Annotated in this window: 15 protein-coding genes and 1 pseudogene; 14 read left to right on the forward strand and 2 right to left on the reverse strand. The window is 44.7% G+C overall.

All coding sequences use genetic code 11. The features are described from left to right. Positions 1–790: transposase (locus tag C6P11_RS05270; RefSeq protein ID WP_167849536.1), on the reverse strand; the 790-nt coding region annotated here is incomplete at its 3' end. Between the two features lie 198 nt (positions 791–988). Here C6P11_RS05270 and C6P11_RS05275 point away from each other — a divergent pair. Further along, positions 989–1,207 (forward strand): hypothetical protein, encoded by a 219-nt coding sequence (locus C6P11_RS05275; protein ID WP_135519238.1) that lies wholly within the window; start codon positions 989–991, stop codon positions 1,205–1,207. A gap of 66 nt (positions 1,208–1,273) precedes the next feature. Here the strand turns inward: C6P11_RS05275 and C6P11_RS05280 are convergent, their stop codons facing one another. Then, positions 1,274–1,630 (reverse strand): hypothetical protein, encoded by a 357-nt coding sequence (locus C6P11_RS05280; protein ID WP_135519241.1) that lies wholly within the window; start codon positions 1,628–1,630, stop codon positions 1,274–1,276. Between the two features lie 381 nt (positions 1,631–2,011). Here C6P11_RS05280 and C6P11_RS05285 point away from each other — a divergent pair, with 381 nt between their 5' ends. From C6P11_RS05285 to C6P11_RS05340, 13 genes and pseudogenes are all read left to right on the forward strand, one after another. Next, positions 2,012–2,812, forward strand: coding sequence for a matrixin family metalloprotease (locus C6P11_RS05285; RefSeq protein WP_135519244.1), 801 nt, complete (start codon positions 2,012–2,014; stop codon positions 2,810–2,812). Positions 2,813–2,816: 4 nt separating this feature from the next. Next, the gene (locus C6P11_RS05290) at positions 2,817–3,146 is read left to right on the forward strand and encodes a hypothetical protein (protein ID WP_245299788.1); all 330 of its coding nucleotides are present in this window, start codon (positions 2,817–2,819) and stop codon (positions 3,144–3,146) included. A gap of 24 nt (positions 3,147–3,170) precedes the next feature. Beyond that, positions 3,171–4,325 (forward strand): hypothetical protein, encoded by a 1,155-nt coding sequence (locus C6P11_RS05295; protein WP_135519247.1) that lies wholly within the window; start codon positions 3,171–3,173, stop codon positions 4,323–4,325. A gap of 100 nt (positions 4,326–4,425) precedes the next feature. After that, complete coding sequence (locus tag C6P11_RS10960) at positions 4,426–4,572, forward strand: hypothetical protein (RefSeq protein ID WP_167849537.1); 147 nt, start codon at positions 4,426–4,428, stop codon at positions 4,570–4,572. 159 nt (positions 4,573–4,731) lie between these two features. Then, positions 4,732–5,418 carry a ribosome maturation factor gene (locus C6P11_RS05300; protein WP_135519250.1) on the forward strand — a complete coding sequence of 229 codons (687 nt, stop codon included), beginning with the start codon at positions 4,732–4,734 and terminating at the stop codon, positions 5,416–5,418. A gap of 18 nt (positions 5,419–5,436) precedes the next feature. Next, positions 5,437–6,576, forward strand: a complete 1,140-nt coding sequence (nusA, locus tag C6P11_RS05305) for a transcription termination factor NusA (protein ID WP_003607922.1) — start codon at positions 5,437–5,439, stop codon at positions 6,574–6,576. 12 nt (positions 6,577–6,588) lie between these two features. Beyond that, a complete protein-coding gene (gene rnpM / locus C6P11_RS05310) occupies positions 6,589–6,888 on the forward strand; it encodes an RNase P modulator RnpM (protein WP_003607921.1) in 300 nt (99 codons plus the stop codon). After that, positions 6,878–7,183, forward strand: a complete 306-nt coding sequence (locus C6P11_RS05315) for a YlxQ-related RNA-binding protein (RefSeq protein WP_135519252.1) — start codon at positions 6,878–6,880, stop codon at positions 7,181–7,183. The genes rnpM and C6P11_RS05315 overlap by 11 nt, the downstream gene beginning before the upstream one ends. A 12-nt stretch (positions 7,184–7,195) precedes the next feature. Next, positions 7,196–9,457 (forward strand): translation initiation factor IF-2, encoded by a 2,262-nt coding sequence (gene infB / locus C6P11_RS05320; RefSeq protein ID WP_135519255.1) that lies wholly within the window; start codon positions 7,196–7,198, stop codon positions 9,455–9,457. Between the two features lie 26 nt (positions 9,458–9,483). Further along, complete coding sequence (gene rbfA, locus C6P11_RS05325; protein WP_135519258.1) at positions 9,484–9,840, forward strand: 30S ribosome-binding factor RbfA; 357 nt, start codon at positions 9,484–9,486, stop codon at positions 9,838–9,840. 195 nt (positions 9,841–10,035) lie between these two features. Further along, a complete protein-coding gene (gene truB / locus C6P11_RS05330) occupies positions 10,036–10,947 on the forward strand; it encodes a tRNA pseudouridine(55) synthase TruB (RefSeq protein ID WP_135519261.1) in 912 nt (303 codons plus the stop codon). Positions 10,948–11,077: 130 nt separating this feature from the next. Next, positions 11,078–12,298, forward strand: a pseudogene (locus C6P11_RS05335) (NAD(P)/FAD-dependent oxidoreductase). Between the two features lie 144 nt (positions 12,299–12,442). Beyond that, on the forward strand, positions 12,443–12,757 hold the full coding sequence (locus C6P11_RS05340) for a PTS sugar transporter subunit IIB (RefSeq protein ID WP_135519263.1): 315 nt from the start codon (positions 12,443–12,445) through the stop codon (positions 12,755–12,757). Positions 12,758–12,767 lie beyond the last annotated feature (10 nt).

Here is a 12,767-nt window from a genome sequence, read left to right on the forward strand (position 1 = left end):
GATTGTCGAGATTAACATATCGTCCATCAAGTGCCATACGCTTCAATCGGGGATTTGACTTCAATCGGATGGTATAAAAAATATTGTTGCCTTCTAACGTTTCCATCAAGTCTGGCGTGGCGAAGCCGCTGTCACCACGCAAAATAATTGTCTGATGTTGAGCGGATAGACTAGTTGACAGATACCCTTGCACAAATTCAGTTGCACCATTACCGGTATAGGTATTGCCACTTCGCAACGATACCTGACGTACGGTTCCAGTTAAAGCATCGGTCATGATAAGCGGATGGTAACCGACGTTCAAGTAGTGATAATTAAAACCAATTTTTTCTTGATGACCAAAGGTCTCAAAGTAGGTTGAATCCAAATCTAGCACCAGTTCAGTGTTGACTGATATTTCATCAATTAAAGAGACAATACGACGATTTAATTCTTGTAGCTCATCAATGTCTTCGTTCGTGAGATGTGATAGAAATCTGGAAATAGTTGGTTGAGATGCCATGTTTTGCGCATAAACAAGTCGATGTTCGATATCTTGGGTCAAGTAATCTGCAACGTCGTCGTTGCGATAACCTTCGATAACTTGAATGAGCATTTGCAATAACAATTCTACCTTAGCATAGTGTGGATTTTTGCGATTATCGTTGAATTCAACGTTATTAAAGAGCCTGGAAACTACAGGTGAATTCAGAAACATACTAAGCAGTACGTTGCCACCATCCGAGGTAATTGGTGCCCCATTGTCTGAAACTGCAACTAAAGGGTTGCTAGGTAATACTTTTTGAGTCATAATTTTAGACGCTCCAATTTTTGAGTATTTGGTTTGTTTTTCACTAACAAAATATCATAAAAAAGAGCTCCTATGGTTTTCACCCAACGGGTGAAAGCGCAAAACCCGCTGAAACGGTATTAACTTGCTGTTTCAGCAGTTTTTTGTTTGTCTTGATGAATAATCCGGGTAAAACGATTTTTTGCGGAAAATCCTCAAATGAGCGAAATGGATCGGTTAAACTATGCATTAGCTAGTGAATTGTTTACTGACTTTTCTGAGATTGCAAAACCGCTAAACATGGTTGAAAGTGTTGTGCGGTCAGTACTTATTAGAAAAGAAAAATCAAAACGTAAATACGACAAAATCAAAGAATTCCTAAATTCACAAGCACTTGAGCAAGGCTTTGATATGGAACTCCTTGAGAAATATAGATGATAGTGACGCATCTAATATGAAGAAAACCCTGTAAGTTGGTGTGAATCCAAACTTACAGGGTTTTCTTTACTTAGCATAATGCGCTAGTTGCTGATTAAGTTGTAGGTGCAATCGGTCGACGGTGTCGGGACTAACAAGTTGGAAAGGGACGCCTTCAGAAATGACTGCTTCGTCCATCATAATCCACGTCCATGTTTCACCCGCAATGATTTGGGCGTCGTGGTTGTAAGTGAACACGATGATGGGTTGCGTTGTGCCTTCATAAACGTCAATCGCGATTGTATCGTCATTCACACTGGCAGCAGATGCAAGATATTGGTGAATCGCGTCAGTCGCGTTTGCCGCATCGGCGATGAAGTGACCGTGGCCAAATGCTTGTCGTACAACATTAATTGCAGCTAAAACAAGTTGATCTGTTTGCATAGTAATGGCTCCAATGTTTTTGATGCCTTCATTCTAGCATAGTCGCGATTGGTTAAAGTGTTTGAGAGTCACACTAAGAATGCGCATTTGGTAGACTTATCAATTTTTTGTTCGTTCTTTAAAAAATATAGGTTGACTTTAAAGTTTACAGTTTGATGTTTTTCTGAAAAATCTATCAAAAGGCTGTTATAATGACATTTAGTAAGGGAAATTTTATCGGTTAGGGTACTGAAGTGGTAGCTGTGGTTATGTTACCCCTTCATTTTTTTACGCTAAACGAAAAAAGTTTGTACGATGGGAACGGGATAGACGCGTATAATGCGTTTTGATTGTTTCGAAACCGTGTAAACGAGTGAGAGATAATTGAGGAGAGAGTGTCACATGGCAAAGACAACGAAGCTTTGCTTTCGGAGTGTATTAGCGATAATTGGTGTCATGATGCTTTTAACGAGTGCACCCAAAAATGTGAAGGCCGATGAAACACCGCGCTTTCAGGTGCAATTATTGAATGCATCAGTATCTGAGGCGAAGGCTGTGACTAAAGCTGAAACGATGTGGACGACTGCCTTGCAGGATCCGCAGATGTTTAAAGGAACGACAGCAACGCCAAATGTCACAACGATTACGATTTCATTTGACGACGCAAACAATATTACAGGTAACAGTAAGACGCAACAGGTTGCGGCTGATGTGCTAGGTGAAACAGCTGATATGCAAGGTGTGAAGCAGATTGTGATTCACACCAAGGGGATTCAGGAAGATTATGACTTAACATCATATGCGACTGAAAACAGCTTTCTAACGAGCGTATTAGCGCACGAAATTGGTCACGCGATGGGTCTGCAGCACAATTTGCAGGACAAAAATGATTTGATGTACCCAGTGAATTTAGGTCCAATTCAGGCCATTTCAGAGTGGGATGCGAGTCATTTACCGTGGCAAGTTGATACAGGAGCCATTCAACAGTTGGCGACAAAAAAGTCGTGGCTTTCGCAAGGTATGATGGTGCAACGAACATCTATGTTTGAAGCACGCGTTGCACACTTGCCGACTGTTTTTTGGACGATGGTTATTGGTTTAGCAGTTGCATCATTATTGGTTGTAGTGCGTGTAGTTGTTTGGCATCGCCAGGTTGTTAAGCAAATGCAACAAATGGCGACTGTCGCTGAAGTGAAAGAGTAAGAGAATGGCATCAAATGTGGTTGTGTCTGGTAAGGGTGATTATCGCAAGACACTAAAAGAGAAAGTTGACAGAAGGGGCACCCAGACAATGGGCATTATCGTTCTGTACGTAGTGACGAGCATTTTTGACATGTTTGTACAACCTAATTCACAATTCTGGATGATGCTATCATTGGCTGTTTTGACGACGGCCATTCTATTGTCAGTATCACGAGTTGTGTATACCGTATTGCTGCGGGGACTTACAAAAGGGTTGTTAGCGAACTTGCCATTAGTATTTTTGGTCGTTGCTTGGGTCTTTAAGGCTGTGGCGCTCAGCTATACAGTTCGATAAATAAGGGCGAAAGGGGCGTCTAACATGAACATGAGAAATAAAAAGTTGCTACTTGTAACAATCGCTAGTTTATCGATGATTGGCGTAACGGTTACAACGCAAACTGACCCAGTTGCAGCATCACCGTATGCTTCTGGTGTAGAAACGGAAGCGGTGAACAATCCTAAAGAAATTGTGATTAACTTGGTTGATGAAGCTGGCAACCCGGTTACATGGACACAAACGAATGGTGAAAATGGTGGTTCAAGTATTGAATATTTGAATCAAGATGGTGATTTGACTGGCATGAGTCTGATTCCGCTGCCGGATAATCTAGTCGCAAATTCAGCAATCACGGCTGACCAAGGCTACATTTATAGTGTAAATGACGGTAAGTTCTATGTGGATTTGTCGGCCATTTCAGGATCAGTGGCACATTTCACTCTAAACGTTGATCAGGACGGGGTTGCGCAGTCTGATGTTGTTACTGGGACTGACAGTGTGCCGGCTGAGCCACAATATGTGACGTCATCAGCGGTTGTGCCAAATGAACCACAATATATGACATCATCAGCGATGGTACCAAATGAACCACAGTACATGAGTTCATCAGCCGTTGTGCCAAACGAACCAATCGTTGCACCAGTTGGACCGGTTGCACCACACTCAGGTGCTTCAATCGCGGATTTGGTGCCAGCTACTTCAGCAACACCCGCTGATGTGACGGCCAAAAGTGAGGGATCGCAAGCGTCACACATCAACAAGCCAGTGATGCAAAAGTCGGACACGAGTGTCAGTGTGGCACCGAACGTGATTGCACAGGCTGCTTCAGTTGCAACCACAACGCCAGTTACGGCGTCAAATGTGGTGTCTACATCAACCCCAGTTGTTGCAACGCCAATTGCGTCAGTGGTTGGCTCAGTAGCTAACGCTGGCAATCAGACAAACCTTGCAACGAACCAAACATCTGGTTCGTCTGTACAGAGTACACCAGCATCAGTGAATGCGACGCAAACACAAGTGCAAGTGCAAGCGGTTAGGAAGCCTGATTTGATTAGTTCTATTTCAGATTTACCAAAGGCATCAATCTGGACGGATAAAGCGCGTACTTTCTCAGCTATTTCAATTGGTATGAGTGTGGTGGCTGTTGCAGCACAATTCTTGATGACGAAACTAGGGTTTATCAAGAGTTTTTTGTAAAATATGGAACTAAATCCACCCAGTTGCCGAGGCATCGACTATAATAACTATATTGATTGAAAGTTAGTTGATGATTTTTGCGACAAAGGGGGTAATCACGATGGCATTTGTAATGAGCATTTTAAGTTTGTTAGCTGCAGTTGTTGCATTCGTTGGTTATTGGATTAGTCAAAAGGCAGAAGCACGTTCTGATAAAACCGAACAGGTTGAACGTACAGAAAAGCATGAACTAGTGACATCAAATTAATGGTATTGCAGTTGCACTTTTCATATAAAAGTGTTATTGTAGATACTGTTAATGAATAAGCTCTTAGTTGAGTGGCCAGGAACGAATTTCCTTGGCCGCTCATTTTTTTAGGGTTTTACCTCTGACATAGATGATTTTCGGAACGAAGGGAGGGAAAACATGGCAAACGTTGTAGAAACAGTGCAAGCTGTCCTCACGCCTGAGTTGGCAGACCACGGGTTTGACCTATGGGACGTGATTTATGAAAAGCAAGATTCAGATATGGTCTTGCGTGTGTTGGTTGATCGTCTTGATGGCGCAATTAACATGGACGATTTGGTGATGTTGACTGAATTGATCGGTGAACGTTTGGACCAAATCGAACCAGATCCATTCCCAGAGGCATACCTAATGGATGTCTCATCACCTGGTGCGGAACGTGAACTAAAGCGTCCACAAGATTTCGAGTGGGCCCTTGAAAAGTATATTCACGTGAAGTTAAACCAACCGATGGACGGACAAAACGAAATTGACGGTGAATTAGCGGCGGTGACTGACGACGAATTGACGTTGGCAATCACAGTTAAGGGAAAGCGCAAGACAATTGCGGTGCCACGCGCCGACATCAAGTCTGCTAACCTAACAATCAGTCAAGAACGCATTTTGACCACCCCTGAAGATTTCGAATGGGCAATGAACAAGATGGTTCGCGTTTCGACGTACCAAAAGATTGATGGTAAGAAAGACTTTGCTGGTGAGTTGACGGCAGTCTCAGATGAGACGTTGACGATTACGATGGATGATGATTCTGAAGTCGAAGTCCCACGCGCTGCAATTGCACAAGCACGTCAAGCAAATAACTTCTAATTTATATGGAGAATCCAAATGAGTAAGGAATTAGTTCAAGCTCTTGACGCTTTGGAGCAAGAAAAGGGTATCAAGGCTGAAGTCTTGGTAGAAGCGATTGAAGAGGCTTTGAAGAAGGCCTACGAAAAGAACTATGACGAATCAGAAAACGTTGAAGTTCAATTCGATCAAAAGAAGGGTAACATCAAGGTTTACTCAGTTAAGACTGTCGTTGAAGAAATTGACGAGCCTTACGAGCAAATTACGTTGGAAGAAGCTTTGGAATTGAACAAGGCTTACGAAATCGGTGATGAAATCCGTTTCGAAGTCACACCTGCTGACTTCGGACGTTTGGCTGCACAAACAGCTAAGCAAATCATCATGCAAAAGGTTCGCGAAGCTGAGCGTGGTGTTGTGTATGACAAGTTCATCGGTTATGAGAACGAAATCATTACGGGAGAAGTTGAGCGTCAAGACTCACGCTTCTTGTACATCATTTTGCCAGGTAACCAAGAGGCTGCCATGAAGCAAGGTGACCAAATGCCAAACGAAACGTACCGTATGGGTGACAAGATCAAGGTCTTGGTTTCACAAGTTCAAAACGAACAACGTGGACCTCAAGTCTTTGTGTCACGTACGCACGCTGACTTGGTAAAGCGTTTGTTTGAAGCTGAAGTGCCTGAAGTCTTCGATGGAACGGTTGAGATTAAGTCAATCGCCCGTGAAGCTGGTGACCGTTCAAAGATTGCGGTCTACTCACACAACAGCAACTTGGATGCCGTTGGTACGATGGTTGGACAACGTGGTGCACGTGTGCAAGCCGTTGTTAACGAGTTGTCAGGTGAGAACATGGATATTGTTGAATGGACTGAAGATCCAGCCCAATTCATCAAGAATGCTTTGAACCCAGCTGAAGTTGTTGAAGTTATCTTCGATCCAACAAACGACCGTGCCGTTACGGTGTTGGTTCCTGATTACCAATTGTCATTGGCTATTGGTAAGCGTGGACAAAACGCTCGCTTGGCTGCACGTTTGACGGGCTTCAAGATTGACATCAAGCCTGAAAGCGAACGCGATGCAGTGATTGCTGACATGGCGAACCGCGAAGAAGAAGCCGCAAACGCACCAGTTGTTGAAGCTGATGTTGCGGACGACTTCGAGGAAACTGACGAAGCCTAAGGAGGTATGCTCATGAAGCCACGTAAGATTCCAATGCGAAAAGACATCGTGACTGGTGAAATGGTACCAAAGAAGGAACTCGTGCGCGTCGTACGCACCCCCGAGGGTAACGTTGAGCTTGATCCAACCAACCGTGCTAATGGTCGCGGGGCCTACATCTCATTGTCAGTAGAAGTTGCTGAGATGGCTAAGAAGAAGCGCACGTTTGACCGTGTGTTTGAAACGAAGCTAGATGACAGCTTTTATGATGAGTTGATTGCATACGTTGATCACCAAGCAGCACGTAAGGAATTGTTCGGCGATGCAAAATAAGCAAAAGCTATTAAATCTCCTTGGCCTAGCGCGCCGTGCTGGTAAGCTAGTGACAGGTGAGGATATGGTACTTGGTGCTATTCGTAACGGGAAAGCCAGTTTGGTTTTCTTCGCTAACGATGGTGGTCAAAGTAGCATGAAGAAATTTACAGATAAGACAAACAGCTATAACGTGGCATTTACAACCGCTTTGACACGTCAAGAATTAGCTGATGCAACCGGATTAGCGCGAACAGTGATTGCTGTTGCAGATCGCGGATTTGCTAAAAAGATGCGGGAATATCTAGAAAACTAGGGAGGATGACACATGACCAAGCGCATTTACGAATTGGCGAAGGAATTGAATGTTTCATCAAAGGACTTGGTGTCAGCAGCTGAAAAGGCTGGTATGGACGTTAAGAACCACATGTCAACGATTGACGATAACGCTGTGAAGACGTTGACGAACGCTGTAAAGCCAGCTGCTAAGCCAGCGCCAAAGGCCGAAAAGAAGGCTGAGGCACCTAAGAAGCCTGCGCAAAACGCGCAAGCTGCTCCTAAGGCTGCACAAAACAACGGTGGTAACAACCAAAACCGTAACAACAACCAAGGTAACCAAAACCGTTCAAACAACAACGGTAACGGTAACCAAGGCGGTAACCGTAACAACAATAACAACCGCAACAACAACCGCGGTGGTAACAACAACGGTCGCCCTAACAACAACTGGAACGGTAACAACCGTAACAACAAGAAGGGTAAGAAGGGGCCAGGACGTAACCGTAACAACGAGAACCGTCCAGCACCTACTATACGTAAGGACCAACCATTGCCAGAGACTTTGGTTTACTCAGTTGGTATGAACGTACAAGATATCGCTAAGTTGATTCACCGTGATGCAACGGAAATCATCAAGAAGTTGTTCATGTTGGGTGTGATGGTTAACCAAAACCAATCATTGGATGCTGACACAATCGAAATCTTGGCTGCCGATTACGGTATTGAAGCTGAGCAAAAGGTTGAAGTCGACATCGCCGACATCGACAAGTTCTTCGAAGAAGAGCAAGAGAACACTGAAAACTTGGCACCACGCGCCCCAGTCGTTACGATCATGGGACACGTTGACCACGGTAAGACGACCTTGCTTGACTACTTGCGTAACTCACACGTTACGGAAGGCGAAGCTGGTGGAATCACGCAACACATCGGTGCTTACCAAGTTAAGACTGATGAAGGTCGTGTGATTACGTTCTTGGACACGCCTGGACACGCGGCCTTTACGGCAATGCGTGCGCGTGGAGCTGATATCACTGATATCACGATCTTGGTTGTGGCTGCCGATGACGGTGTTATGCCACAAACAATCGAAGCTATTAACCACGCCAAGGCTGCTGGAACGCCAATCATCGTTGCGGTTAACAAGATTGATAAGCCTGGTGCAAACCCAGAAAACGTTATCAACCAATTGATGCAATACGAGTTGATTCCAGAAGAGTACGGTGGTGACACTATCTTCGTTAACATCTCAGCTAAGTTTGGACAAAACATCGACGAATTGTTGGAGATGATCTTGTTGACGGCTGACGTGATGGACTTGCAAGCTAACCCTGACCAACGTGCCGCTGGTTCAGTTATCGAAGCTCGTTTGGACAAGGGTCGTGGAACGATTGCTACGGTCTTGGTTCAACAAGGAACGATGCGCGTTGGTGACCCAATTGTTGTGGGTAACACATACGGACGTGTTCGTACGATGACGAACGACCGCGGTCGTCGTGTTAAGGAAGCCGTTCCTTCAACACCAGTTGAAATTACTGGTTTGAACGACGTGCCATCAGCTGGTGACCGTTTCGTTGTCTTCGAAGACGAAAAGACGGCTCGTGCTGCTGGTGAAGAGCGTGCAAAGCGTGCTTTGATCGCCGAGCGTAACCGTAACAACGTCGTTTCAGTTTCAGACTTGTTCAACAAGATGGCTGAAAAGCAAATGAAGTCAGTGCCTGTTATCATCAAGGCCGACGTGCAAGGTTCTGTTGAAGCCTTGGCTGGTTCATTCCGTAAGATCGACGTTGATGGTGTTAAGGTTGATATCTTGCACACGGCCGTTGGTGCGATTAACGAATCTGACGTAACGTTGGCTGAAGCATCTGGTGCTATCATCATCGGATTTAACGTTCGTCCTACGCCACAAGCTAAGCAACAAGCTGATGCTGACAAGGTTGATATTCGTTTGCACAACGTTATCTATAACGCTATCGACGAAATCGAAGCTGCTATGAAGGGTCAATTGGATCCAGAATTCCGCGAAGAAATCGTTGGTACGGCTGACGTTCGTGAATTGTTCAAGGTTTCAAAGATCGGTACGATCGTTGGTGGAATGGTAACGTCAGGAAAGATTACGCGTAACTCATCAGTTCGTTTGATCCGTGATGGTATCGTTATCTACGATGGTAAGTTGGCTTCATTGCGTCGCTTTAAGGATGACGTTAAGGAAGTTAAGAACGGTTACGACTTCGGTTTGACGATTGAAAACTACAACGACGAGAAGATTGGTGACGTTATCGAAGCCTACGAAATGGTTGAGATTCCTCGCTAATTCCCTCAGAAAATGGAGAGCTAAGAATGGCACAACAAAATTTCCGTGTTGGACGTCTTGAACAAGAAATCCAACGTGAAGTGAACGATTTGTTGCTTAAGCGCATCCGCGACCCACGTGTTGAAGGTGTGACGGTTACTGGTGTTGAAGTTACCGGTGACTTGCAACAAGCAAAGATTTACTACAGTGTCTTGTCTGAGTTGGCATCTGTTAATCAAAAGGCAGCTGCTGGTTTGGAAGCTACAACTGGCTTGATTCGTAAGGAATTGGGTTCACGTTTGCAAATCTACAAGACGCCAGAATTGAAGTTCGTTAAGGACGAATCTGTCCAATATGGTAACAAGATTGATGATTTGATTCGTCAATTGCACCAAAACGACTAATATTTAGAGAATGGCGACCTGTGATGGGTCGCTATTTTCATACATAAAGCAGACTGGGAATGTCGGAGGTCTTAGACCTCCGACGTGACCAAGTCGCCCTTATCAGGTGCGTCGTTGGTCTTGCGCCTGACTGAAGTCAGGGGTTTTAGACCAACAGCTGCTGTGATAGACTAAATGAGAATTGAGGACTGAATCATGGATGGTATTTTGCCAGTTTACAAAGAGACAGGAATGACGTCACACGATGTGGTGTTTAAGCTCCGCAAGATTTTGCACATGAAGAAGATTGGGCATGCAGGTACGCTTGATCCCTCTGTTGATGGTGTTTTGCCAGTCGCCTTGGGAAAGGCAACGAAGACAATCGAATTTTTGCAAGAATCAGGCAAGATTTACACTGGTGAAGTGACATTTGGCTTTGCGACAACGACGGAAGACTTGGATGGTGAAGTGGTTGAATCTCAACCATTGACACGTCCGTTCACCGATGAAGAAATTGCTGATGCAATGGCCAAGCTAACTGGTGACATTATTCAAATTCCACCAATGTTTTCAGCAGTTAAAGTGAATGGTAAGCGCCTTTATGAGTACGCACGTGCCGGTGAAACGGTTGAACGACCAGAACGCCATGCGACAATCTATCGTTTTGAGCGTACGTCTGATACGACATTTGATGCCGAGACCGGGACACAAAAGTTTACGTTTGTAGCTGAGGTCTCAAAGGGAACGTATATCCGCACGTTGGCTGTTGATTTGGGAAAGACGTTGGGTGTTCCAGCCGTTATGAGTCAATTGACGCGTCAAAAGGCGGGTGGCTACGACTTGTCACAAGCCCACAGTTTGGCCGACATCCAAGCGATGATGGACGAAACGGGTAATGTAGATGCTTGGTTACAACCATTGGGTAGCGCGGTTGCTCATTATCCACATGTGGCAATCACTGATGAACAATGGGCAAAGGTAAAGAATGGTATTGGATTGCCAAAGAATGTGCATGAACCGGTTGATGAGAAGATTGTGATTACCCACGATGGTGATGTGAAATCAGTCTTTGAGTGGCGTGAAGATAAGGATCAATACCGCCCATTCCGAACATTTTCAATTGAATAATCTTTTAACGAGTTCACGTTTTTTACGTGGGCTCGTTTTTTTGTGTGGGATAAGGGCTCATGTTAAAAATATTCATATTTAGCCAGTATTCTACATGTAAGAATACTTGATATTATTGGGGGATAATATGATGGAAAAGCCCAAAGTTGTCATTTTGGGGGCCAGTTATGCTGGCTTGATGGCGTTACGTCATTTGCAAAAGCGTGGTGACGCCTCATTTTTGGAGATTACGCTCGTTGATCGCAACCCATACCACTACGAAGCAACTGACTTGCATGAAGTAGCAGCTGGTGCGTTAGATGCTGATCGAATTACGTATCCGATTGACCATGTGGTTGATGATAAGATGACGTATTTCGTAGAAGACACGGTGATAAAGATTGATAAGCAAGCACGTCGCGTTGAATTGGCCAACCACGAAGCATTGTCATATGACTATTTGATTGTAGGATTGGGATTCGAGTCAGAGGACTTCGGTATTCCAGGTGTGCAAGAAAACGCGTTGGCAATGGATTCAGTTGAATCAGCGCAACGTATTTATCAACATATCGAAGACGAGATGCACGCATACCGTGAAGATAATGACCCACGCCACTTGCACATTGTGGTAGCCGGAGCTGGTTTTACGGGTGTTGAGTTGTTGGGTGCATTGTCTGAGCAACGCGAGAAGTATGCTGAAATCGCGGGGGCTGCACCAAATCAAATCCAAATTATGGCGGTTGACGGTGCACAACGTCCATTGAGTGTCTTCTCAGAAAAGTTGGTTAACTACGGTATTGACGTTTTGCGTGGCTGAGGCGCAGTGATTGAGTCTGGAAAGGGCATTGATTCCGTTGAGCCAGGCGTGTTGAAGTACTCAGACCGTCAAACAGTCGTGCCAGGTGAAGTGGTCGCTGGCACGATTATCTGGACGACTGGTGTCCGTGGTTCACACGTGATGGCTGATTCAGGTTACACGGGCAAGCGAAACCGTAATTCAGTGAACCGTTACTTGCAAGATCCGGAAGATAGTCATGTTTACTTGGTTGGTGACGTCGCCGCAGCGATTGATCCAGAGAGTGAGCAACTTTTGCCAACGACGGCTCAACTGGCATTGGTTATGGGTGAAATTGCAGCTAAGAATGTTATCGCGGACATTACTGATTACGAGTTGACTGAGTTTAGCTACAAGTCATTGGGAACGGTTTGCTCAATTGGTAATACCAGTGCAATCGGTGTGGTCGGCACTGACCATCAGGTGAAGGGATACCCAGCTTCAATGTTGAAGAAGGTTATCATGAACAAGTCATTGATGGAAACTGGTGGTATGAAGGAAGTGCTATCGAAGGGTCGCTTCGATTTGTATCACTAATAAACACAAAAGAACTAACTTTGACAACGGGGTTAGTTCTTTTTGTTTGCTTATTAATTGTGCGTGATTTAAAATTTAGTTATTGAAAGCGCTGTCATTTTTGCGCAGTAACATAAGAGAAGATAAGAATTTGGGGTAATGATTATGACGAAGCATATTGTGTTGGTTGATGCGGCTGGAATGTCAATTTCAATGTTGGCAAATAAGATGAATGATGCAGCTGAAAAGGATGGCTTGGACGTTTCCACGGTTGGCGTGGCAGACATGGCCGCTCGTGACCAAATCGCAAAGGATCAACCAATCGTAATTATGATTGCACCACAAGTGAAGTACATGCATGCCCGTTATGAAGAAGAGTACGGGGCTGACTATCCAGTTGTGGACATCAACATGATGGATTATGGCATGATGAAGGGTGAGGCAATTTTGCAAGCTGCCTTGGCTGCCGAACGTAGCTAAGTAAAAATAT

Source organism: Weissella confusa, assembly GCF_004766315.1.
Taxonomy (GTDB): Bacteria; Bacillota; Bacilli; order Lactobacillales; family Lactobacillaceae; genus Weissella; species Weissella confusa_A.